Genomic DNA, 23,263 nt, shown 5'->3' with positions numbered 1-23,263 from the left:
GACCGGTCCGGCATCGAGATCACGACGCAGCGCGTCCAGATCGGTTGATTGGGCAATGAGCCCGCGCCAGGTCAGTTCATCGATGATGTTCTCAGTCACGGGTTCGATCATCCCATCTGCTCGTCGGCGGACATCGCACGCGGGCTTCTCCGGTACGCGGACACGGCCGGCGACTCCGGTATCCAGAAGCGCCACGGCCGGTCGGCGGCCGTACTGACACCGACGCGGGGGCCACTCACCCAGCCGTCCGACTCCGCGACCTCCAGTCGAACCGGCGAATCGGACTCGAACAGCGCCGCACCGTTCTCCGCGAGGGTCACGCCCGTCGCGGACCCCAGGTTGCCGGGACCGCGCGCCCACTCCGCGGGTCGCGTGACGTGGGGCCTGCGCGCCTGGACCGTCGCGCAACCGTCGAGCACTTCGCCCGCACGGAGAAGCACCCCGCCCGCGACTCCGACCGGCCCGTACGACACGTTCATGCAGAAGTGCATCCCGTAACTGCGGTAGACGTACAGGTGCCCGGCCGGTCCGAACATCACCTCGTTGCGCGGCGTCCTCCCCCGGTACGAGTGCGATGCCGGGTCGGGCCACGGGCCGTCCCTCTCCCCGCCGTACGCCTCCACTTCGACGATGCGGATGCGGACGTCTCCGACGACCAGCGTGGATCCGAGGACGATTCGCGCGGCGTCGACGGGTTCGGCCCGGTCAAGTCGATCAATGGTCACGTCCCGATTCTCCACAACCGTTGACGACGCCACCCCGGCGGTCGCATAATTCATCAAGCAATGAATTCACCCTGTGATGAATTGAGGCCCGCCATGACCGGCAGCCCGGCGATCGACATCCGAGATCTGCACGTGCGAAGAGGCAAGAACGAAGTGCTGCACGGCATCGACGTCGAGGTGCCGAGCGGTTCCATCACCGGCCTCCTCGGACCCTCCGGTTGCGGAAAGACCACGCTGATGCGGTGCGTGGTCGGCACTCAGATCGTGGAATCGGGGACGGTCACGGTGCTGGGCTCCCCCGCAGGCTCGGTCTCGCTGCGGAGCCGCGTCGGATACGTCACCCAGTCACCCAGCGTGTATGCCGACCTCACGGTCAAGAAGAACGTCGCCTACTTCGCCGCGCTCTACGGTCAGCCGTCGAACGCGGTCACCGAAGCGATCGACGCGGTGGGGCTGACCCGGTTCGCCACCCAGAAGGCGGCGGACCTGTCGGGAGGACAGCTCGGACGGGTCAGCCTCGCCTGCGCCCTGGTGGCGCGCCCCGAAATCCTCGTCCTCGACGAGCCGACCGTCGGCCTGGACCCACTTCTACGCGTCGAACTGTGGGAACGGTTCGACGCTCTCGCCGAGGCCGGTACCACCCTGCTGGTCTCGAGCCACGTCATGGACGAGGCCGAACATTGCGCTTCCCTGCTCCTCATGCGCGACGGTTACGTTCTCGCGCAGGTCTCCCCCGGCGAACTCCGGGAGCAGACCGGTGAGACGAGCCTCGAAGACGCCTTCCTGAACCTCATTCGCGCATCACATGTCGGGAGCGAGAGCTGATGAACGTCACGATCTTCGCGGCCACTGCGGGCCGGATCCTCGCGCAACTGCGAACGGATCACCGCACTGTCGCCATGATTCTGGTGGTACCCAGCCTGCTGATGGTGCTGCTGTACTTCCTGTACCAGAACGTTCCGGCGCCCCCCGGTCAGCAGTCGCTGTTCGAGCGCGTCGCGATCACGATGCTCGGCATCCTTCCGTTCGTCGTGATGTTCCTCGTCACGTCGATCGCGATGCAACGCGAACGCACGTCGGGAACGCTCGAACGCCTCCTCACGACCCCGCTGGGCAAACTCGACCTGCTCGGCGGGTACGCGGCGGCGTTCTCCACCGCCGCGGCTGCCCAGGCGGCGCTGGCCTGCGTCGTCTCGTTCGGATTCCTCGGCCTCACCACCGAGGGCAGCGTGACGTGGGTGCTGCTGATCGCCGTGCTGAACGCGATCCTCGGCGTCGCCCTCGGCCTACTGTGCAGCGCCTTCGCGCGGACCGAGTTCCAGGCGGTGCAGTTCATGCCGGTGGTCGTGGTTCCCCAGCTCTTCCTGTGCGGGCTCCTCGTTCCACGGGATCAGCTCCCCACGTGGCTCGAGTGGATCAGCAACGTCCTCCCGCTGAGCTATGCGGTAGACGCACTGCAGCAGGTCGCCACCCATCCCGGCGCGACGGGCGTCATGTGGCGAGACCTGGCCGTGGTCGCCGCCTTCGCGCTTCTCGCACTGTCGCTGGGCGCCGCGACCCTGAGGCGTCGCACACCATGACCGAGCCCGCGACACGCGCAGACGCCACCCCCGGGCTGCGCACGGGACGACGCCCGGGCAACCCGGACACCCGGTCACGAATCCTGACGACTGCACGGAAGATGTTCGCACAGAATGGCTTCGACAAAACCAGCGTGCGCTCCGTGGCCACCGGGGCCGGCGTCGACTCCGCCCTGATCCACCACTACTTCGGAACCAAACGTGAACTGTTCCTCGCCTCGGTCGACATTCCCGTGGATCCGACGCAGGTGATCGCGCCGGTGCTCGACATTCCGACGGGCGAGGTCGGCAGCCACCTCGCCCGGGCAGTCTTCTCCGTCTGGGAGTCGCCGCACAAGCCCGCCGTGGTCGCGGCGTTCCGGTCCGCGATGGCGGGGAACGAACCCAATCTCATTCGCACGTTCCTCCTGGAGGTCGTGCTCCGAGACCTCGGACCACGCGTCGACGATCCGCCGGGAACCGGGATGCTGCGCATGCAGCTGGTGGCATCCCAGATGGCCGGGGTTCTGGTGACGCGGTACATCCTCGAATTCGAGCCGCTCGCGTCGCTGCCCGTCGACGACCTCGTCGCGATCGTCGGACCGACGTTGCAGCGCTACCTCACCGGCGCTCTGCCGGTGTGATCAGGCCTCGCCGGCAGCCCGCGCGAGCAGTGTCTCGTGCTCGTCCGCGCCGACGTCCCGGGCCTCGTCGATGAGGAGGACGGGAATTCCGTTCTCGATGGGATACGCCCGCCGCAGGCGAGGGTTGTAGAGCAGCTCGTCGCCGACCAACAGCAGAGGACCCTTGTCCTGCGGGCACGCGAGAATGCCGAGCAACGTCGGATCAATAACCACGGAAGTCCTCTCCAACCGTTCGGGTGAGCAGTGTCAGGTTACCGCGCACCGGCAGGCACCCCCGCCGAGCCGTTCTGAAACTCCGCGGCCACTGCCTTGGTCAGTCGCTTGTACTGCTGCGATTCCGGATCGACGTACCACACACGGGTTCCCGGCTTGGGCAGTCCGGCCGCGCTCAGCGCCTCGGCATTCGGACGGTACGAGGACCCCAGCGGGATGTCCTCCACTACCTGGATGATGTCGGGTCGCAGCGCGGGAGGAAGCGCCTCGAAGGCGTCGGAGATTTCCGCCAGCCTCGGCGCCCGCCCTTCGCGGAGGGTGAACGCGGCCACGGCCAGTGTCCGGCCTCCGACCTCCACCCCGTAGGCCACCGCGAGGTCGACGCGATCGACGGACACGAGCGCATCGACGATCGGCTGAGTGAACACGGCTCCCCGCGGAGTCGCGATGACGGTCTTCCTGTGGTCGACCAGCCAGTAATCCCCGTCGGCGTCGCGACGGAAGAGGTTCTCCGTCGGAATCCAGGCGTCGCCCGCGGCGAAGATCCCCCGCATCGCGCCGCCGGACATCTCTGCGTGCACGCCCGCCCGGCCGAGGAGCAGACCGACCTCGTCGTCCTGGCATTCCCGGATGAACCCCTGTTCGTCCTCGAGCAGCCGGCCGGCGATCGGGTCGTAGGCCGCGAGCCGCACCTCGGCACTGCCCGGGAGGGGTCGGCCCTTCGCCCCGACCTTCGCGCCTGCGACGTTCGCGAGTACGACGTCGCCCTCGGTGGACGCGTAGAACTCGAGGACCTTCGCCGGTGCGAACCGCTCCGTCGTGCGACGCCACAGTCCCTGCGGCATTCCGGATCCGATGAAGAGCCGGACGGGGTGACTGCCGTCGAGCGCGAGGTTCTCGGCGTCGAGAATCTCGCGCATCATCGTCCACGTGTAGCTCACCACGGTCACCCCGTAGCGGTGGACTTCCTCGGCGAACCGCTCGGGATCGACTCCGCGTGAGAGCGCGATCCGGGAGCCACCTGCCACGGCACCACCGATGGCGGCCAGCAGACTCGACGAATGATGCAGGGGTGCAAGGCAATACACGGTGTCGCCACGGTCCAGATCGGCGGCCGAGGCCGTTCCGAACGCCGACAGCGCCCACCGGTAGTTGGTAATCTGCTTCGTCTCCCAGTGGCCGTTGGACTCACTGCAGATGATGAATGCCAGTTCACGAGCGAGACCGGGATCAGGCCGGTACCAGCCCGGCAGTGTCACGGCGGCGGGGTCGATCTTCTCGAGGTCCACGACGTTCGCCGACGGATCCACGTCGAGTTCGCGCTGGTCGCCACCACCCAGAACCAGGACCTGCATCCCGGTCGCGATCGCCGCGTCGAGATTCTCCGGGTCGGTGACGATACGTTCGACACCGTCGATGCGGATCGCGGTGTGGACCTCCCGGCCCGGGGGCAGCAAGACAGCCACCGCACCGAGACGGGACAGCGCCGCGATGGCGGCGAGCGCACTCGGGCGCGTCTGCATCACGACGCCGACGTGGGCGGCGGGACGGACACCGGCCTGGATCAGGCCGCGCACCACGTTGTCGATCCGCTGATTGACCGCCGCGTAGGTGTGGACGCGATTGTCGAAGAGGAAGCACTCGCCGCCCGGCGCCTTTCGACCCTGTTCGGCCAGCAACCGGCTGAGCGAGATCTGGGTGTGGGGCTGGATCTGACCGAGCCGGGCCAGCCGCGGCAGCGCCCGCGTGGCCTCGCCGGACAGCTCCACCGTTCCCCGCAGCGCCCCCGAAGCGAAATCACTGATCCCTTTGCCGACCCCGACACCGACCTCGGCGACCGATGCCACGGTGTGAATGATGCGGTCGCTGATGGAGACTCCGGATTCGCTGCCGAAATGTTCGTCGTAGCGCATGAGCTCGATGTTGGTGGGCCGCGGCCCGAGACCCTCGTTCCACAGCACCCACTTCCCGGTCGTGGGCCATGTGTGGGTCGCCGCAGCTGAACCGACGACGAGACCGAAATGTCCTGCCCGCAAAGTTGATTCGTACACATTCGCCCGTGGGGCGGCCCGGCGGATGCCGCGGACGGCCAACGGCTGACCGATGTCGTCGACCTCCCCGACGAACGCGAGGATGGGGCAGGTCAACTCAGCGAGCGACACCACCTGGTCCTTGATCACGAACCCGCCGGTCATCATGCGGTTGTGCACGATGAACTGCTTGAGCAACTCCGCGACGGCCGGACCGGACCACGCCACCCAGCCCTCGGTCGCGAGGAATCGTCGCTGCTGTTCCCGCGGCAACAACGCTTCCCGGTCGTGCAGCTGACGCAGGAAGTCGAGCCTCGACTTCAGTGTCTTGACGGGATCGAGGAGCTGAAAACCGGTGCGCGCCATCCACCCCGACACCGCGAGCCGGTTGAAGACGTGGTCGGCGAGGAAGCCGGCGGCGTCGGTGGCGAATCCTGCCGGGATACCGAACGGCAGCCCGGCGAGCGTGTCGACCGGACTGCCGAACGTCACGAGGCCGGCGATGTTGCGACTGCGGCGGTACGCGGCAGCCTGGTAGGCGAACATACCGCCCTGCGAGTATCCGGACAGGTAGACGTCACGACCGGTGTGCGCCCGCACCTGGTCGATGATCTCGCTGATCGCGACGATGTGGTCGGCGAGATTCCGATCCCACCCGCCCTCTTCGGAATCCGGCGATCCGAAGTCGACAACCCACGGGTCGATTCCCATCGAGTGCAGGATGCCGACCGCACCCTGATCCCGGGTCACGTCGTAGACGTCGGCCGACATCATCATCGGCGGGACCAGGACGATCGGGGGCCTTGCGTCGGCAGGGTCGGTGTCGGGGAAATACCGCCGGAGCCGGTACATCGGTGCGCGTTCGACCACCTCGAACGGCGATGTGGTGAGGTCCGTCTCGAGTCCGCCGAGACGAACTACCTCCAACCCGTTCTGCGCCGTCGCCACCACGCGACGGATCGGGCCCATCACCGTTTCGGTATTCAGTCCCACGAACACTCTCCCAGACTCTCGAACCGTGACGCACGTCTCGCTGCCGCCCGCCCTCACCCTACTGCGCTCGACGCGTCACACAGCCCCTAATCCGGGGCGTCCGACGCCGGCGTCATCGACACCACTCACGCAGCGACTCGGACAGCTGACGGACCCCGCCCAACTGTTCGGCCACACGGATACCGGCCGTACCGCCGCGGGCGTTACGCGAGGCGATCGAGCCCTCGACGGTGAGCACCTCCCGCACGTCCGGAGTGAGCGCCGCGTCGACCCCGGCGAGTTCGTCGTCGGTGAGATCCTCGAGTCCGACGCCCCGCGCCTCGGCAACGCGGACGCACGCCCCCGCCGCCTCGTGCGCGACCCGGAACGGGACACCCTGACGAACGAGCCACTCGGCGATGTCGGTGGCCAGCGTGAATCCCGCCGGCGCCAGTTCCGCCATTCGGTCCGTGTGGAATTCGAGAGTGGCCACCAGTCCGGTGATCGCGGGGAGCAGCAACTCGAGCTGCGCGACCGAATCGAAGACCGGCTCCTTGTCCTCCTGCAGATCACGGTTGTACGCGAGCGGCTGCGCCTTCAGGGTGGCCAGCAGACCGGTCAGGTTGCCGATCAGCCGACCGGACTTGCCGCGGGTGAGCTCGGACACGTCCGGGTTCTTCTTCTGCGGCATGATCGACGAGCCGGTCGACCAGGCGTCGGCGAGCGTGATGTAGCCGAATTCCGGAGTGCTCCAGAGAATGACCTCCTCGGCCATCCGCGACAGGTCGACGCCGATCATCGCGAGCACGAACGCAGCCTCGGCCGCGAAATCCCGCGACGACGTCGCGTCGATGGAGTTTTCGGCGGACGAATCGAAGGCGAGTTCCGCGGCGATCGCCTCGGGATCGAGTCCGAGTGACGAGCCGGCCAGCGCTCCGGAACCGTACGGCGACACGGCCGCCCGCACGTCGAAGTCCCGCAGCCGCTGAACGTCACGAAGCAACGGGTGCGTATGTGCCAGCAGATGGTGCGCGAGCAGCACCGGCTGCGCGGCCTGCAGGTGGGTCTTGCCCGGCATCACCGCGGAGGGGTGCGCGGCGGCCTGCGTCGCGAGGGCGTCGACGACGTCGAGCACCCCCGCGGCCACCCGGCGGACGGCGTCCCGCAGCCACATCCGGAACAGCGTTGCCACCTGATCGTTGCGCGAACGCCCGGCGCGCAGGCGTCCCCCGACCTCGGGACCGACCCGATCGATCAGACCGCGCTCGAGCGCCCCGTGCACGTCCTCGTCGGATTCGCTCGGGACGAACTCGCCGCTCGCGACGTCGGCCGCGAGCCTGCCGAGACCGTCGAGCATCGCCGCCAGGTCTTCGTCACCGAGCAGGCCCGCCTTGTGCAGCACCCGGGCGTGCGCCTGGGACGCGCGCACGTCGTACGGGGCGAGCACCCAGTCGAAGTGGGTGGACTTGCTCAGCGCCGCCATGGCGGCGGCCGGTCCGGACTCGAACCGGCCGCCCCAGAGGGCTCCTTCGTTGGTGCCGTGAGCACTCATACCTAGAGACCCAGATCGCGCTTCGCCGCGACCTTCGAGGACAGTCCGTGGATCTGCACGAACCCCTTGGCGTAGGACTGGTCGAACGTGTCGCCCTCGTCGTAGGTGGCCAGGTTGAAGTCGTACAGGGACTGGTTGCTGCGGCGGCCGTTGACGATGATCGCACCGCCGTGCAGCACCAGCCGGATGTCGCCGGAGACGCGTTCCTGCGTCTTCTCGATGAACGTGTCCAACGCGACCTTGAGCGGCGAGAACCAGAGGCCGTCGTACACCAGCTCACTCCAGCGCTGCTCGGTCTGCCGCTTGTAGCGGCCGAGTTCGCGTTCCTGCGTGACGTGCTCGAGTTCCTGGTGGGCGTTGATGAGCACCATGGCTCCGGGAGCCTCGTAGATCTCACGGCTCTTGATGCCGACGAGACGGTCCTCGACGACGTCGAGGCGGCCGACGCCCTGAGCGCCGGCGCGGCGGTTGAGCTCCTGGATCGCTTCGAGGACGCTGACCGGCTTGCCGTCGATCGCGACGGGGCGGCCGGCCTCGAAGCTGATGATCAGCTCGTCGGGGGCCTGCCAGTTGACGGTCGGATCCTGCGTGTAGTCGTAGACGTCCTTGGTCGGCGCGTTCCACAGGTCCTCGAGGAACCCGGTCTCGACGGCGCGGCCCCACACGTTCTGGTCGATCGAGAACGGCGACTTCTTGGAGACGTTGATCGGGATCTCGTTCTCCTCGGCGAACGCGATCGCCTTCTCACGGGTCCACGCGTAGTCGCGGACCGGTGCGATCACGTCGAGGTCGGGAGCGAGCGATCCGAAGCCGACCTCGAACCGGACCTGGTCGTTGCCCTTGCCGGTGCAGCCGTGCGCGACGGTGGTGCCGCCGTGGGCACGCGCGGCCTCGACGAGGTGCTTGACGATCAGCGGGCGGCTGATGGCCGACACGAGCGGGTAGCGGTCCATGTAGAGGGCGTTGGCCTGAATGGTCGGCAGGCAGTATTCGTCGGCGAACTCGTCGCGCGCATCCACCACGACCGACTCGACCGCACCGCAGTCGAGTGCACGCTGACGCACGACCTCCATGTCCTCGCCGCCCTGGCCGAGATCGATGGCGACAGCAACAACTTCCTTGCCCGTCTCCTTGCCGATCCAGCTGATGGCGACTGAGGTGTCCAGCCCGCCCGAGTAGGCGAGTACGACGCGATCGGCCATGGTCCTTGTGCTCCTTAGGTTGAAGATCTGTAGAGATGATTCAGTTGTCAGGCGAGGGATTCGATCTTGGCCGCGAGTTCCGCCCCGCTCAACGGCTCCCGTGCCACCACGAGAATGGTGTCATCCCCCGCGATGGTTCCCACGACGTCAGGTAATGATGCCCGATCGAGTGCACTCGCCAGATAGTGCGCTGCCCCCGGGGGAGTTCGCAGCACCGCCATGTTGCCACTGGCATCGGTCGACACCAGTAACTCCCCCAGCAACCGCGACAGCCGGTCGGTTCCGCCGGAGACGCCGCGGACGGGATTTCCGTCCTCGGGCACCACGTATACCCCGGCGCCGCCGTCTGCGGCGCGAAGCTTCACGGCACCCAGTTCCTCGAGGTCTCGCGACAGCGTCGCCTGGGTGGCGTCGATGCCCTCCGCCGCGAGCAGCGCCGCGAGTTCGGTCTGGCTGCGAACCGGGTTGTTCGACAGGATCGCGACGATGCGCGCTTGCCGTCCCGCCCGTGTCGGTGCCGTCGCCGCGTTGGCGGCGCGCTGCGGCGGTGCCGCACCCGCACCTGCACGCTGCGGAGGGGCCGCACTCACGGACGGTCCCCGGTTCGCTGCGCGAGCAGCCACACGAGCAGTGCCTTCTGCGCGTGCAGCCGATTCTCGGCCTCGTCCCAGACGACGCTCTGCGGTCCGTCGAGAACCTCGTCGGTGATCTCCTCCCCGCGGTGGGCGGGCAGGCAGTGCAGGACCACCGCGTCGGCGTCGGCCTTCGCGAGCAGCGCCTCGTTGATCTGGAAGGGGCGGAACGGACCGACCCGGTCGAGCCCGTCGTTCTCCTGGCCCATCGACGTCCAGGTGTCGGTGACGAGTGCGTCTGCGCCGACGACCGCTGCCTGCGGGTCACCGGAGAGGGTGATGGTCGCGCCGGTCTCGGCGGCCCGCGCCCGCGCCGCCTCGACCACCCACGGGAGGGGTGCGAATCCCTCGGGACTGGCGATGGTCACGTCGACGCCCGCGGTCACACCGCCCAGCATCAGCGAGTGCGCCATGTTGTTGGCGCCGTCGCCGAGGTAGGTGAGCTTCAGTCCTTTCAGCGAACCCTTGCGCTCCGCGAGAGTTTGCAGATCGGCGAGGACCTGACACGGGTGGAACTCGTCGGACAGCGCGTTGACGATCGGGACGTCGGCACCGGACGCCATCGCCTCGAGCCGCTTCTGCCCGAACGTGCGCCACACCACGGCGTCGACGTACCGCGACAGGACGCGGCCGGTGTCCTGCAGCGTCTCCTCCCGGCCGAGTTGGGTGCTGCGCCCGTCGACGACGATCGCGTGACCGCCGAGTTGCGCAATGCCCATCTCGAACGAGAACCGGGTGCGCGTCGAGTTCTTCTCGAAGATCACGCCGACCCCGCGGGGGCCTTCGAGCGGGCGCTCGGCGAACGGGGCCTTCTTCAGCCTGGCGGCGAGCTCGAGGACCTCGGCCTGCTGTGCAGGGGTGAGGTCGTCGTCCCGGAGAAAGTGTTTCACCACGGTCGTCACTGCTTTCCCGGCTGAGAAGCCGATTGCGCGTCGTCGAGAATCGCGGGCAGCGCCGCGACGAATCCTTCGGCCTGATCGTCCGTGAGGACCAGGGGCGGAGCCAGCCGGACGACACCCGGCTGCGCGGCGTTGATCAGGTATCCGGCCTCGCGCGCGGAGTTCTCCACGGCGGCGGCCACGTCCTGAGTCAGGACGATGCCGAGCAGCAGTCCGGCGCCGCGGACGTGGTCGATCAACGGATGTCCGAGACCTTCGATGCCGGCGGAGAGCGACTTGCCGAGCGTGTCGGCGCGGGAGATGAGGTCGTCCTCGGCGATCGTCCGCAGCACGGCGAGCGCCGCCGACGCGCAGACGGGGTTCCCGCCGAACGTCGTGCCGTGCTTGCCCGGCCCGAACAGGTCCGCGGCCGCGCCGGTCGCGATGCACGCGCCGATCGGCATCCCGCCACCGAGACCCTTCGCGAGGGTCATGACATCGGGCACGATCCCGACCGCCTGGTGTGCGTAGAACCATCCCGTGCGGCCGATCCCGGTCTGCACTTCGTCGAGCACGAGCAGGGCGCCGCGATCGGCGGTGATCTGCCGTGCGCCCGCGAGGTACCCCTCCGGCGGGACGACGACTCCGCCCTCGCCCATCATCGGCTCCAGGAACACGGCCGCGGTGTCGGCGTCGACGGCGCGATCGAGTGCGTCGAGATCGCCGTACGGCACGTGCACGACACCCGGAGGCATCGGCTCGAACGGCGCCCGCTTGGCGGCCTGCCCGGTGAGCGCGAGAGCACCCATCGTCCGGCCGTGGAAGGAGTTCTCGGCGGCGATGATCTTCGATCGTCCGGTGGCCCGCGCGAGCTTGAACGCCGCCTCGTTGGCCTCCGTGCCGGAATTACACAGGAAGACACGCCCGGGGGCGCCGAGGTGGGAGAGCAGCTTCTCGGCCAGTTCGATCGCCGGCTCGCTGGCGTACAGGTTCGACACGTGCCCGAGGGTCGACAGCTGCGTCGTGACGGCCTCGATGATCGCCGGGTGTGCGTGCCCGAGGATGTTGACGGCGATGCCGGCGAGGAAATCGACGTACTCCTTGCCGTCGGCGTCGGTCAGCACCGCTCCCTGACCGCGCGTGAGTGCCACCCGGGGGACGCCGTACGTGTTCATCAGAGCGCCGGACCAGCGCTGCTGGAGTTCCGGGGTTCCGGTCATGAGGCAACTCCCTCGGTAGGTGACGTCGGGCCGGGCGTGACCATCGTGCCGATGCCCTCGCCGGTGAACAGTTCGAGCAGAACGGAATGCGCGACGCGGCCGTCGATGACGTGCGCGGTGGGAACACCACCGCGGACCGCGCGCAGGCAGGCCTCCATCTTGGGCACCATGCCGGCGTCGAGGCTGGGCAGCAGTTGCGCGAGCGCGTCCACGTCGATCTCGGTGGCCAGCGAATCGCGGTCCGGCCAGTTCGTGTACAGCCCTTCGACATCCGTGAGGACCACGAGCTTCTCGGCGCCGATGGCCTCGGCGAGTGCTGCGGCAGCAGTGTCCGCGTTGATGTTGTGCACCACACCGTCCGCGTCGGGGGCGATGGTGGACACCACGGGAATCCGGCCCGCTCGGATGAGATCCAGGACGGCCTCCGGGTTCACCGTCGTGACGTCGCCGACGAGGCCGATGTCGGTCGGCCTGCCCTCGACCATCACGGTGCGCTTGGTGGCGGTGAACAGGTGCGCGTCCTCGCCGGAGATGCCGACGGCGTACGGGCCGTGCGCGTTGATCAGTCCGACCAGTTCGCGGCCGACCTGGCCGAACAACACCATCCGGACGACGTCCATCACCTCGGGGGTGGTGACGCGGAATCCGCCCTTGAATTCACCTGTCATGCCGAGCTTTCCGAGCATGGCATTGATCTGGGGGCCGCCGCCGTGCACGACGACCGGCTGGATTCCGACCGTCCGCAGGAACGCCATGTCGGCGGCGAATGCCGTCTTCAGCGCATCGTCGACCATGGCGTTGCCGCCGTACTTCACGACGACGACCTTGTCGCGGAACTGCTGCAGCCACGGCAACGCCTCCGCCAGGACGTGGGCCTTCTGGTGATCGGTGATGCAGCTGAGGGCTTCGCTGGTCGCTGTCATGACGAGTACGCCGAGTTCTCTTCGACGTACGCGTGTGAGAGGTCGGTGGTGCGGATGCTCACCGCGTGCTCGCCCAGACCGAGGTCGATGTCGAGGGCGATGTCGATGTCGCTCAGGTCCACGTCCCGCGCACCCGGGGCGCCGACGCCGTCGATGCAGACGGGGGCGCCGTTGAACGACACCGAGATCTTGTCGGGGTCCAGTTCGATCGGCGCGATGCCGATCGCCGCGAGCACCCGGCCCCAGTTGGGGTCGGAGCCGAACAGCGCCGTCTTGACGAGGCTGTCCCGCGCCACCGTCCGGGCGCCGATCAGGGCGTCGTCCTCACTGACCGCGCCGCGGACCGTGACCCGCACCCGCTTGGTGACGCCCTCCGCGTCGGCCATCATCTGATCTGCCAGATCGTCGCAGACGGCCGTCACCGCGGCGTTCAGCTCTTCCTGGGTCGGTGTCACGTTGCTCGCACCGGACGCCAGCAGCAGCACAGTGTCGTTGGTCGACGTGGCACCGTCGACGTCCAGCCGATCGAACGTCACCCGGGTGGCCGCCCGCAGCGCGGCGTCGAGTTGCGCGGCGGTCGCGACGGCGTCGGTCGTCACCACGCACAGCATCGTCGCCAGCGCGGGGGCCAGCATGCCTGCGCCCTTCGCCATCCCGCCCACGTTCCACTTGTCCGCATGATGCAGGGCGGCCTGCTTCGGCACCGTGTCGGTGGTCATGATGGCGTACGCGGCGTCGGTGCCACCCGAGATTCCCCCGGCGAGTTCGTGCACGGCCTCCGTGACCCCGGCCAGGACCTTGTCCATGGGCAGGCGGTCGCCGATCAGACCGGTGGAACACACCGCGACCTCGACGGCGCCGGTCTCGGTTCCCCAGTTGCTCAGCGCGGACGCCACTTCCTCGGCCGTCTTGTGCGCGTCCTGGAACCCGCCCGCACCCGTGCACGCGTTGGCCCCACCGGAATTGAGCACGACGGCGCGCAGCCTGCCCGTGGTGAGCACCTGCTGCGACCACAGCACCGGGGCGGCCTTGACCTTGTTCGCGGTGAAGACGCCCGCGGCAGCGAGTTCGGGTCCCTCGTTGACGACGAGAGCCAGGTCGGCGTTGCCGCTCGCCTTGATACCCGCCTTGATCCCGGATGCGCGGAAGCCCGCTGGGCCCGAGACTCCCTGGGTTCGGACCAGGGCGCCGCCGGCGACCTCCCGGGTCGGGTGCGGATCGATCGTGCTGTCACTGCTCACGGGGCAACTCCCACTGTCGAGAGACCGGCGGTCTCGGGTAGTCCAAGCGCAAGATTCATCGATTGCACGGCTCCCCCGGCGGTGCCCTTCGCAAGGTTGTCGATCACCGCGACCACGACGATCTGACCGGCGTCGGCGTCGACTGTCACCGCGATCTGGACGGCGTTCGATCCGACGACCGCACCGGTCTGCGGCAGCACGCCCTGGGGCAGCACGTGCACGAACGGTTCGTCCGCGTACGCCTTTTCGTAGATCGCGCGCACCTCGTCCTCGGACGCCGTGGTGGCCGCGGTGCACGTGGCGAGGATGCCGCGCGGCATCGGCGCCAGCACGGGGGTAAACGACACGGTGACACGCTCACCGGCGAGTTCGGAGAGGTTCTGGATGATCTCCGGGGTGTGGCGGTGCACGCCGCCGACACCGTAGGCACGGACCGAACCCATTACCTCGGAGCCGAGCAGATCGGCCTTGGGTGCGCGTCCCGCGCCGGAGGCACCGGTGACGGCGACGATCGTGACCCTCGGTTCGACGACACCCGCGGCGACCGCCGGGGCCATCGCCAGGCTCGACACCGTCGGGAAGCACCCGGGGACGGCGATGCGTGTGGCGCCGGCCAGCTTCTCGCGGGCACCCGGGAGTTCCGGAAGTCCGTAGGGCCAGCTACCCGCGTGCGGGCTCTTGTAGTACCGCTCCCAGTCCTCGGCGTTCGTCAGCCGGAAGTCGGCGCCGCAGTCGATGATGACCGTGGACTCGGGCAGCGCCTTCGCGTACTGCGCCGAATTGCCGTGCGGCAGACCGAGAAACACCACGTCGTGTCCGGCGAGCGTCTCGACGGTGGTGTCCTCGAGCACTCTGTCTGCGAGGGGAAGCAGGTGCGGATGGTGCGAGCCCAGAGTCGATCCGGCGTTGCCGCCGGCTGTGAGCGCGCCGATGACGAGCGAACCGTCCGCATACGACGGGTGCCCCAGCAGCAGACGCAGCACTTCGCCACCGGCGTATCCGCTCGCGCCGGCGACGGCAATCCTGATCGGTTTTCCCGCGTGCTCAGTCATACGATTGATTATGCATCATCATGCAAGCTAATACACACCGCGGTCTCTCGGCGGGACGGAATCCGTGGTCACTGCTTGCCGAGCGACCGCCGAATCTCGTCGAGTTTGGCCTTTCCCGCCTTCTCCCGCTTCTCCCACGCCTCGTCGAGCGACTGCCCCGAGGGGCTGTCGTGCGCGAGTTCGGAGGAGCCCATCGCTGTCCCGAACCGTCCCTCGATCCGCTCACGTACGCGGTCGAACGTCGGAACACCACCCGGCGTGTAGTCCGGCTCGGGCACCCCGGGCGCGATGTGCGGCACAACCTCCGCGGTCACCGGATCCTCGGCCGGGATCGCCGCCCCCACGTCCACCGCCGCGAGCAACGCCCCGAGGCCCGGACGACCTGCGGCCACCGCACGCACGACCTCGAGGAACTCGGCGTCGGTCAACTGACTCGCCGCCGCCACGACGTCGCGCACTTCGGTCATCGCACTGCTCCTCACCGTCCCGGGCCCTCCACCCAGGCTACGGCTCAGCTGCGCAGTTCGGCACCCACGGCAGCGGACGCCGCGGCCACGGCGGCGTCGCGGGCGGCGCTTGCCTCGTCCTCGGTCAGGGTGCGGTCGACGCCTCGGAATCGCAGTGCGAACGCCAGCGACTTCCGGCCCTCCCCAACCTGCTCACCTTCGAACACGTCGAACAGCCGGATGTCCTCGAGGAGCTCCCCTCCACCCGACCGCAGAGCGGCCTGGACCTCGGCGGCGGGTACCGCGGTGTCGACCACGACCGCCACGTCCTGGAGGACCGCGGGGAAGGGCGAGACCTTCGGCGCGGGCAGGTTCTCCACCAGCGGCAGGGCATCCAGATCGATCTCGACGGCACTCGTCCGCGGGGGAAGCCCGGCGCGCTCGAGCACGGCGGGATGCAACTCGCCCGCATGTCCGACGACGACACCGTCCACGATCAGCTCCGCGCCGCGCCCCGGGTGCCACGGCAGGTACTGCGTCGCGCGGAATTCGACCTCGACCCCGGCCGCGGCAGCGACCGTCCGGGCGGCGGCGAACGCGTCGGTGGCGTCCGCTGCGCGGCCCGCGCCCCACGGACCGCTCGGCTCACGCTGCCCCGTGAGGACCGCCGCCACGTGCACCGGCTGGTCCGGCAATGACTGGAGCAGTGCCGTGATCTGTTCGTCGGTCGGGCGCCGGTCCACCGGCAGCGCCTCGACCGGCTTGGTGTCGGCGCCCGGCAACACGACCTGCGCGATACCGAACAGCGACAGGTCGCGCTGACCGCGGGAGACGTTGCGGGCGAGGACCTCGAGAAGTCCGGGCAGCAACGTGGTGGCCAGTTCCGGCCGATCCGATTCGAGCGGGTTGAGCACCGTGCTGGTGTTCCTGCGCGGATCCTCGGGTCCGAGCCCCCACGTGTCGAAGATCGCGGTGGGCAGGAAGACGGGGGGAAGGATCTCGACGTATCCCGAGAACGCCAGTGCACGGCCGACGGCGCGTTTGCGGCGCTGTGCAGGAGTCAGCCCACGACCCGCGGGGGCTGCGGGCAGCACCGACGGAATCTTCTCGAGCCCCTCGAGGCGCAGCACCTCCTCCACCAGGTCGGCAGGCTGCACCAGGTCGGGCCGCCACGACGGCGGGCCGGCAACGAGCTGGCCGTGGCCGCTGTCGCTGACCCCGACCTCGACGTTGCAGCCGATCTGCGTCAGCCGGCGCGCAGCGGTGCCGTTGGGGTAGTCGACCCCCGCCACGCGGTCGGGGAGGTCGATGTCCATGTGGATGGGCTCGTGCGGGGTGACCTCACCGATGTCGGTGAGCGCCGGCTCGACCCGCCCGCCGGCGATGTCGACGAGCAGCGCGGCCGCCCGGTCCAGTGCCGCGACCGGGATCTCGGGGTCGACCACGCGCTCGAAACGCTTGCCGGCCTCGCTCGACAGCTTGTGCCTGCGCGCGGTCTTGAACACCGCAAGCGGATCCCATGTGGCCGCCTCGAGCAGGATGTCGGTGGTTTCCGACCCGACCTCGGTGGACGCGCCACCCATGATCCCGGCCAGCGACACGACGCCCGAATCGTCGGCGATCACGACGTCCTCGGGGTCGAGGACGCGCTCGGTCTCGTCGAGCGTCGTCAGCTTCTCCCCTGCCACCGCGCGGCGCACGACGAGTTCGCCGCTGATCTTCGCGGCATCGAACGCGTGCAACGGCTGGCCCAGTTCGAGCAGAACGTAATTGGTGACGTCGACGGCCGGCGAGATCGGGCGGACCCCCGACAGCAGCAACCGGCGCTGCAGCCACCACGGGCTGACCGCTTTCGGATCGATACCCGTCACCCGGCGGGCGGCGAAGCGCGTCGCCTTCGACTCCGGTTCGACGCGGATCGGCCACGCCTCCCCCTCCGCCGGGTACGGCGCCACCGACGCCGGGTCGGCGAAGTCGAGGTCGAACCCGCACGCCAGTTCACGGGTGAGCCCGCGGACGGAGAAGCAGTAGCCGCGGTCCGGGGTGATGTTGAGTTCGATGACGGTGTCGTGCAGGCCCATCAACTCGTTGGCGTCCGCGCCGGGGAGCGCGGTGCCCGGCTCGAGGACGAGGATGCCCGAGTGGTCCTTGCCGATGCCGAGTTCGGCCACCGAGCAGATCATCCCGTCGGAGACCTGCCCGTACGTCTTGCGGGACGCGATGGCGAAACCACCGGGAAGGACTGCGCCGGGGAGTGCGACCACCACGAGGTCGCCTTCGGCGAAGTTCCGGGCGCCGCACACGATGCCCTGCGGCTCGGCCGCCCCCACATCCACCTTGCAGAAGCGGATCGGCTTCTTGAACTCGGTGAGCTCGGTGATCTCGAGAACCTTGCCGACCACGAGGGGGCCGTCGACGGGCTCGAGCCGGTCGACTTCCTCGACCTCGAGCCCGACCCGGACGAAACCTGCGTCGAGTTCCTCGGCGGTGACGTCCCAGTCCGGGGTGGCACGCTGCAGGATCTCGGTCAGCCAGGATTGCGCTACTCGCACGTCTGCTCAGCTCTCTCGTTCGTGAAAATGTCGTGACTGTGGTGGACGGGATTCGGGTGACGCGGGGTCAGCCCTGGACACCGAAGGGCAGCGTGAAACGCACGTCGCCCTCGACGATGTCGCGCATGTCCGGGATCCCGTTCCGGAACTGGAGTGTGCGCTCGAGCCCCATGCCGAACGCGAACCCGGTGTACACGTCGGGATCGATTCCGGAGGCGCGCAGCACATTCGGGTTGACCATTCCGCAGCCGCCCCACTCGACCCAGCCCGCGCCGCCCTTCTTGTTCGGGAACCAGACGTCGACCTCCGCGGACGGTTCCGTGAACGGGAAGTAGTTCGGGCGCATCCGGGTGCGAGTCTCGGGACCGAACAGTGCGCGGGCGAACGCGTCGAGCGTGCCGCGCAGGTGGGCCATGGTGAGGCCCTTGTCGACGGCGAGTCCCTCCACCTGAGAGAACACCGGGGTGTGGGTCGCGTCGAGTTCGTCGGTACGGAACGTCCGCCCCGGGCACACCACGTAGATCGGCACCTCGCGGGAAAGCATCGTGCGCACCTGAACCGGCGACGTGTGCGTGCGGAGCACCTGGCGCGAGCCCTCCGGTGCGATGTGGAACGTGTCCTGCATGGTCCGCGCGGGGTGATCGGGCAGGAAGTTCAGGGCATCGAAGTTGAAGTGCTCGGTCTCCACCTCCGGTCCCTCGGCGACCTCCCAGCCCATCGCGACGAACACGTCCTCGACCTGCTCGGAGATGATGCTGATCGGGTGGCGGGCTCCCACCGGCTGACGCTGCGACGGCAGCGTCACGTCGATGGCCTCGGCCACGAGGACGGCCGCGTCGCGCTCGGCGAGCAGGACGGCGCGGCGCTCGTCGAACGCCGCACTGATCCGGGTGCGGGCGACGTTCACGCGCTTGCCTGCGTCGGCTTTCTCCTTGCCCGGCAGGGCTCCGAGTCCGCGGCGGGCGAGGGCGATCGGCGACCTGTCACCCATGTGCTCGACCTTGACCTTCGCCAGGTCGTCGAGATCCGCCGCCGACGCGAACGCCTTTTCCGCGCTCTCGGCTGCCGCAGTCAGAGCGTCTTCGGTGAGCGCACTCGCATCGACCGCGCCGCCTTCGACCCCCGTGGAGGCAGCGCCCTCTTTTTTAGCCACGACCGGTGCCACTCCTTAAGTTCTTTCAGTCAACACTCTCGACGAAACCGAAACAGCTCGCCGTCAAATCCTATGCGATCCGATTTTCGCTGTTTCAGCTGTCGGTTCGCTTGCGGTTCTGGACCCGCGCGCTCGAGTACAGGCAGATCGACGCCGCCGTCGCCAGGTTGAGGCTCTCGGCTCGGCCGTGGATCGGAATCCGCACCCGGTGATCGGCTCGCGCCGAGGTCGCTGCGTCGAGGCCGTGGGCCTCGTTGCCGAACAGCCACGCCGTGGGGCGGGCCAGCAGCTCGTCGACATCGTCCAGATCGACTTCGCCGTCGGCCGCCGTGGCGAGCAACTGAATCCCCGCCGCGCTGATGCTGTCGAGGACCGCCGCGGTGTCCCGCTCACGCACCACCGGGAGGTGGAAGAGGCTTCCGGCGGACGCACGGACGCATTTGCCGTTGTGCGGGTCGACGCTGTCGCCCGCGAGAATCGCCGCGTCCGCGCCCACCGCGTCGGCTACCCGGATGACGGTGCCCGCGTTGCCGGGCTCCGCGACCGCGACCGGAACCGCGAGCAAACGAGTTCCGGGGCCTATCGCCTCCGCCAGCGGAACGTCGAGGAGGTCGCACACCGCGACGAGACCCGGCGGGGTCACCGTGTCGCTGAGCGCTCGAACCGCACGGTCCGTCACCAGCGACGTGCGGACGCCGGCAGAATGCGCCCGGTCGATCAGTGTCGAGTACCGCTGCTCCGCATTCTCGGTGTAGAAGAGGTCGTGCACGGGGCGGGTGCCGAGTGCCTCGCCGACGGAGTTCTCGCCCTCCACCAGGAAGCGCCCGACCTTGCGGCGTTCCGCGGTGCGGAGCAGCTTGACAGCAGAAACGACCCGTGGGGTGCGCTCGGTGAGCGGGTCCACGGGTCGTTTCCGAGGCTCTGAAGGCCGGGGTGCTGCGAGACTCAGGCTGCTTCTCCGGCCGGAGCGTTCACGTCGGCCGGGAGCGCCGCCTTGGCGAGGGCCACGAGGCCGGCGAATGCCGCCGCGTCGGAAACGGCCAGCTCGGCGAGGTTCTTGCGGTCGACCTCGATCTCGGCCAGACGCAGACCCTGGATCAGGCGGTTGTACGTGATGTCGTTCGCCCGTGCAGCAGCGTTGATACGCGTGATCCACAGCTTGCGGAAGTCGCCCTTGCGCGCGCGGCGGTCACGGTAGGCGTAGGTCAGCGAGTGGAGCTGCTGTTCCTTCGCCTTGCGGTACAGGCGCGAGCGCTGTCCGCGGTAGCCGCTGGAGGCTTCGAGAATCGAACGACGCTTCTTCTGGGCGTTTACCGCCCTCTTTACGCGTGCCACTGAAAAATCCTGTCAATCTTGGGGCGGTGAGCTGCCCCGGGTGGTCAGTAAAAGGGTGTCGACTCAGATGTCGAGCAGGCGCTTGATGCGAGGAGTGTCAGCCTTGCTGACGACTGCCACGCCATCGAGGCGACGGGTCACCTTCGTGGCCTTGTGCTCGAGCAGGTGGCGGCGACCGGCCTTCTGGCGCAGGATCTTTCCGCTGCCGGACACCTTGAATCGCTTCGCGGTGCCGCTGTGGGTCTTCGACTTGGGCATGGAGTCCTCAGTTCTCTGTATCCGGACCGTGATCCGGGTCGTGCTGGTGTAGTCGGACTAGCTGGTCGGCGCTTCGCCGGGCGCACTGTCGCCCGCCTGCTCCGCAGGTGTCGCCGGAGCCTGTGCCGGTGCGGCCGGCGCGGGAGTTGCACGCTGCGCCGGCGGCGCGGCGGCGCTTTCCTGCGCCTTCACACGGGTCTTCGCGCCCTTGTGCGGAGCGAGCACCATCGTCATGTTTCGACCGTCCTGCTTGGCGGACGTCTCCACGAACCCGAGATCCGCGACGTCTGCACCGAGACGCTGCAGCAGCCGGAATCCGAGCTCCGGACGCGACTGCTCACGTCCGCGGAACATGATCGTGACCTTGACCTTGGATCCGGCTTCGAGGAAGCGCACGACGTTGCGCTTCTTCGTCTCGTAGTCGTGATCGTCGATCTTGGGGCGGAGCTTCTGCTCCTTGATGACCGTGAGCTGCTGGTTCTTGCGCGACTCACGCGCCTTCTGCGCGGCCTCGTACTTGAACTTGCCGTAGTCCATGATCTTGCAGACCGGCGGGCGAGCGTCGGGGGCCACCTCGACCAGGTCGAGATCGGCCTCGAGGGCCAAGCGGAGTGCATCTTCAACACGCACGATGCCAACCTGTTCACCTCCGGGTCCGACGAGGCGGACCTCGGGAACTCGGATGCGATCGTTGATGCGGGTCTCAGTGCTGATGGGGCCTCCTAGGTTGAACGGTCTTGTCTCGAGACCGCCAGCAGCCCGTACGCCCGGATTCCCAACAAAAAAGCCCCGCTGCGGTGAATGACTCTCACCATGCGGGGCCCGATGTCGACCGATCAGACGAACTCACGGCTCACGCCGATCCCTCATCTCCTCACACTCGAGGAACTCGAACCGAGTAACCTCGGACCGAGCGACCGGACCACTGAACTGCAGTTTTACCTGCCGCGCAGAGGTGGGAGTCGGACTCCACTTGCTGCCCCCGACAAATCCGAAGGCGGTCGTTGGGTCAAGAGTAACATTTGCGCACGTCGTGAGCTAATCGATACCGGGACGTTGCGCCGGCGGACGCTGGTGGAATCCTCTAAGGCATGACGGACAACATCGATGACACCCCGAACGACGGCACCTTGACCGGCGGTGACCAGAATACCGACGTCCGGGAACTGGCCGACGTTCCCTCGGTCGAGGTCATCAGCCGCGCCGCGGTCATGCTCATGAGTTCGGCAGCCGAGAAACTCGGCCTCTCCGACGCCGACCCCGACTCCAGCCCCCACCGCGACCTCGACGAGGCCCGCCGGGTCATCACCGCCCTCGCCGGCCTGGTAACCGCGTCCATCGAGTACCTCGGACCGCACGCGGGACCGATCCGGGAAGGCCTCCAGGCGCTGCAGCGCGCCTTCCGCGAAGCGTCCTCGCACCCGGACGAACCGGGCAAGGGTCCGGGCGAGAAGTACACCGGCCCCGTGTACTGACATGGCGAGCCGCAACAAGACCGCGCAGACGCCCGCCGACGTCGACGAGTTCCTCGCCACGATCGCCGACCCGGTCAAGCGCGCCGACAGCACACGCCTGGTGGAACTGCTCACCGCCGCGAGCGGGGAGCCCGCCGCGATGTGGGGCACCAGCATCGTCGGGTTCGGCTCGCGCCACTACAGGTATGCCAGCGGACACGAGGGCGATACCGCACTGATCGGCTTCTCGCCCCGGGCCGCGGCACTCACCCTGTACCTCTCGCTCGACTTTTCCGAGCACGAGGCCGAACTCGCCGCGCTCGGCAAGCACACACTCGGCAAGGGCTGCCTGTACGTCAAGAAGCTCGCCGACGTCGACGAGTCGGTTCTCGTCTCGTTGCTGAACCGATCCGTGGCCGCCGCCCGCGCGCTCTGATCGAATCTCAGTGCTCGAACACGCTGCGCGCGTCGGCCGGCGGTTCGCCGAAGAGACTCGGATCGCGCGGGACGAACGACCGGCCGGTGAGGGTGGCGTCGGACACCCGGTCCAGCCGGAACCACCGCACACCCGCGCGGCTCAGGCACCACGCGACGAGGAACCACGATCCCCTCGTGTGAGCGAGAAGGTGCGGTTCGACGACGCGGTCGGTGCGCTCACCGTCCCGGTCCACATATCGGAGCGACACCAGCAGTTCGCGCTGCACTGCGTCTTCGACGACGCGGCGGATGCGTGGTTCCGCGCTCGCCGTGTCGTCGTCTCGCCGGATCCACACCTTCGCGCCGAGTCGGTGCACCCGCTCCCTCGACTCGGCATCCATCACGTCGAGCAGCTTGGCCAGCGCGGCGCGGCCGTCGGTCGCGAACGGCGCATCGCGAAACGCCGTGAGGGCCAGGGCCACCGAGACCGCTTGCGCGGGCGTGAAATTCACGGGCGGCAACGTGCCGTTCCCGATGATCCCGTATCCCCCACCCGGCCCGGCAGCGGCCCAGATCGGGGCACCCGAGGACTGCAGCACGGCGATGTCCCGCTTGATCGTCCGGGTGGTCACCTCGAACTGCGCCGCCAACTGCTCCGCGGTCCGGCCCCGGTCACCCGCACGGCGCAGTTCTTCGGTCAGGGCGTGGAGGCGAGCGGCGCGGTCCATGAGGGCAGTCTGCCGAACGACCCCGGCAAAGTCCCGATTCTGACCGACCGATTCCGTTATGCGACTGTGACACATAC

Annotated in this window: 25 protein-coding genes (1 of these 25 only partly in view); 5 read left to right on the top strand and 20 right to left on the bottom strand. The window is 68.4% G+C overall.

The window, feature by feature from the left end:
- Together tyrS and WKC72_RS18340 are read right to left on the bottom strand one after the other, a co-directional pair.
- Positions 1-99, bottom strand: the 5' portion of a protein-coding gene (gene tyrS, locus WKC72_RS18345; RefSeq protein WP_037237498.1) for a tyrosine--tRNA ligase. It extends 1,179 nt beyond the left edge of the window; the window shows 99 of its 1,278 coding nt (coding positions 1-99); its start codon is at positions 97-99; its stop codon lies off the left edge, out of view.
- Positions 100-107: 8 nt separating this feature from the next.
- On the bottom strand, positions 108-779 hold the full coding sequence (locus WKC72_RS18340; protein WP_370183818.1) for a DNA-3-methyladenine glycosylase: 672 nt from the start codon (positions 777-779) through the stop codon (positions 108-110).
- 39 nt (positions 780-818) lie between these two features.
- On the opposite strand from WKC72_RS18340, the gene WKC72_RS18335 reads away from it, so the two are divergent.
- The 3 genes from WKC72_RS18335 to WKC72_RS18325 are packed head-to-tail and all read left to right on the top strand — an operon-like array spanning position 819 to position 2,928.
- Positions 819-1,550, top strand: coding sequence for an ABC transporter ATP-binding protein (locus WKC72_RS18335; RefSeq protein ID WP_037237317.1), 732 nt, complete (start codon positions 819-821; stop codon positions 1,548-1,550).
- On the top strand, positions 1,550-2,305 hold the full coding sequence (locus WKC72_RS18330; RefSeq protein ID WP_037237320.1) for an ABC transporter permease: 756 nt from the start codon (positions 1,550-1,552) through the stop codon (positions 2,303-2,305). The genes WKC72_RS18335 and WKC72_RS18330 overlap by 1 nt, the downstream gene beginning before the upstream one ends.
- The gene (locus WKC72_RS18325) at positions 2,302-2,928 is read left to right on the top strand and encodes a TetR/AcrR family transcriptional regulator (protein ID WP_037237323.1); all 627 of its coding nucleotides are present in this window, start codon (positions 2,302-2,304) and stop codon (positions 2,926-2,928) included. Before WKC72_RS18330 ends, WKC72_RS18325 begins: the two co-directional genes overlap by 4 nt.
- On the opposite strand, the gene WKC72_RS18320 is transcribed toward WKC72_RS18325, so the two are convergent.
- The 17 genes from WKC72_RS18320 to infC all read right to left on the bottom strand — a co-directional run bounded on the left by WKC72_RS18320 (position 2,929) and on the right by infC (position 21,301).
- Positions 2,929-3,141 (bottom strand): Trm112 family protein, encoded by a 213-nt coding sequence (locus WKC72_RS18320; RefSeq protein ID WP_005247353.1) that lies wholly within the window; start codon positions 3,139-3,141, stop codon positions 2,929-2,931.
- Between the two features lie 38 nt (positions 3,142-3,179).
- Positions 3,180-6,170: an acyl-CoA synthetase gene (locus WKC72_RS18315; RefSeq protein ID WP_081792550.1), complete on the bottom strand. Its 2,991-nt coding sequence runs from the start codon at positions 6,168-6,170 to the stop codon at positions 3,180-3,182.
- 106 nt (positions 6,171-6,276) lie between these two features.
- A complete protein-coding gene (gene argH, locus WKC72_RS18310) occupies positions 6,277-7,695 on the bottom strand; it encodes an argininosuccinate lyase (protein ID WP_128642011.1) in 1,419 nt (472 codons plus the stop codon).
- A gap of 2 nt (positions 7,696-7,697) precedes the next feature.
- Positions 7,698-8,897 carry an argininosuccinate synthase gene (locus WKC72_RS18305; RefSeq protein WP_005247359.1) on the bottom strand — a complete coding sequence of 400 codons (1,200 nt, stop codon included), beginning with the start codon at positions 8,895-8,897 and terminating at the stop codon, positions 7,698-7,700.
- 47 nt (positions 8,898-8,944) lie between these two features.
- Complete coding sequence (locus WKC72_RS18300) at positions 8,945-9,487, bottom strand: arginine repressor (protein WP_037237329.1); 543 nt, start codon at positions 9,485-9,487, stop codon at positions 8,945-8,947.
- Complete coding sequence (gene argF / locus WKC72_RS18295) at positions 9,484-10,431, bottom strand: ornithine carbamoyltransferase (protein WP_112300733.1); 948 nt, start codon at positions 10,429-10,431, stop codon at positions 9,484-9,486. Before argF ends, WKC72_RS18300 begins: the two co-directional genes overlap by 4 nt.
- Entirely contained in the window at positions 10,428-11,627 is a 1,200-nt protein-coding gene (locus WKC72_RS18290) for an acetylornithine transaminase (RefSeq protein WP_037237339.1), read from the bottom strand. Before WKC72_RS18290 ends, argF begins: the two co-directional genes overlap by 4 nt.
- On the bottom strand, positions 11,624-12,550 hold the full coding sequence (argB, locus tag WKC72_RS18285; RefSeq protein ID WP_370183809.1) for an acetylglutamate kinase: 927 nt from the start codon (positions 12,548-12,550) through the stop codon (positions 11,624-11,626). Before argB ends, WKC72_RS18290 begins: the two co-directional genes overlap by 4 nt.
- Entirely contained in the window at positions 12,547-13,791 is a 1,245-nt protein-coding gene (gene argJ, locus WKC72_RS18280; protein ID WP_052033461.1) for a bifunctional glutamate N-acetyltransferase/amino-acid acetyltransferase ArgJ, read from the bottom strand. Before argJ ends, argB begins: the two co-directional genes overlap by 4 nt.
- Entirely contained in the window at positions 13,788-14,843 is a 1,056-nt protein-coding gene (gene argC / locus WKC72_RS18275; protein ID WP_037237343.1) for an N-acetyl-gamma-glutamyl-phosphate reductase, read from the bottom strand. The genes argJ and argC overlap by 4 nt, the downstream gene beginning before the upstream one ends.
- 68 nt (positions 14,844-14,911) lie before the next feature.
- Entirely contained in the window at positions 14,912-15,310 is a 399-nt protein-coding gene (locus tag WKC72_RS18270) for a hypothetical protein (RefSeq protein WP_128642008.1), read from the bottom strand.
- A gap of 44 nt (positions 15,311-15,354) precedes the next feature.
- Positions 15,355-17,841 carry a phenylalanine--tRNA ligase subunit beta gene (pheT, locus tag WKC72_RS18265; protein ID WP_370183804.1) on the bottom strand — a complete coding sequence of 829 codons (2,487 nt, stop codon included), beginning with the start codon at positions 17,839-17,841 and terminating at the stop codon, positions 15,355-15,357.
- 67 nt (positions 17,842-17,908) lie between these two features.
- Positions 17,909-18,994, bottom strand: a complete 1,086-nt coding sequence (pheS, locus tag WKC72_RS18260; RefSeq protein ID WP_037237508.1) for a phenylalanine--tRNA ligase subunit alpha — start codon at positions 18,992-18,994, stop codon at positions 17,909-17,911.
- Between the two features lie 94 nt (positions 18,995-19,088).
- Entirely contained in the window at positions 19,089-19,898 is an 810-nt protein-coding gene (locus WKC72_RS18255; RefSeq protein WP_370183801.1) for a TrmH family RNA methyltransferase, read from the bottom strand.
- 41 nt (positions 19,899-19,939) lie between these two features.
- Complete coding sequence (rplT, locus tag WKC72_RS18250) at positions 19,940-20,329, bottom strand: 50S ribosomal protein L20 (RefSeq protein WP_005247385.1); 390 nt, start codon at positions 20,327-20,329, stop codon at positions 19,940-19,942.
- Positions 20,330-20,392: 63 nt separating this feature from the next.
- Positions 20,393-20,587 carry a 50S ribosomal protein L35 gene (rpmI, locus tag WKC72_RS18245; protein WP_005247390.1) on the bottom strand — a complete coding sequence of 65 codons (195 nt, stop codon included), beginning with the start codon at positions 20,585-20,587 and terminating at the stop codon, positions 20,393-20,395.
- A 57-nt stretch (positions 20,588-20,644) separates the two neighbouring features.
- On the bottom strand, positions 20,645-21,301 hold the full coding sequence (infC, locus tag WKC72_RS18240) for a translation initiation factor IF-3 (protein WP_081792551.1): 657 nt from the start codon (positions 21,299-21,301) through the stop codon (positions 20,645-20,647).
- A gap of 377 nt (positions 21,302-21,678) precedes the next feature.
- Between infC and WKC72_RS18235 the strand changes: the two genes are divergently transcribed.
- The gene (locus tag WKC72_RS18235; protein ID WP_005247396.1) at positions 21,679-22,062 is read left to right on the top strand and encodes a DUF1844 domain-containing protein; all 384 of its coding nucleotides are present in this window, start codon (positions 21,679-21,681) and stop codon (positions 22,060-22,062) included.
- A 1-nt stretch (position 22,063) separates the two neighbouring features.
- On the top strand, positions 22,064-22,477 hold the full coding sequence (locus WKC72_RS18230) for a DUF1801 domain-containing protein (RefSeq protein WP_128642004.1): 414 nt from the start codon (positions 22,064-22,066) through the stop codon (positions 22,475-22,477).
- A 7-nt stretch (positions 22,478-22,484) separates the two neighbouring features.
- Here WKC72_RS18230 and WKC72_RS18225 read toward each other — a convergent pair whose 3' ends face one another.
- Positions 22,485-23,186 carry a helix-turn-helix transcriptional regulator gene (locus tag WKC72_RS18225; protein WP_370183796.1) on the bottom strand — a complete coding sequence of 234 codons (702 nt, stop codon included), beginning with the start codon at positions 23,184-23,186 and terminating at the stop codon, positions 22,485-22,487.
- Positions 23,187-23,263 lie beyond the last annotated feature (77 nt).

The organism is Rhodococcus wratislaviensis (genome assembly GCF_041228765.1).
Classification (GTDB): domain Bacteria; phylum Actinomycetota; class Actinomycetes; order Mycobacteriales; family Mycobacteriaceae; genus Rhodococcus_F; species Rhodococcus_F wratislaviensis.
Note: the sequence above shows the minus strand (reverse complement) of the source record. Positions and strands in the feature narration are given on the sequence as shown.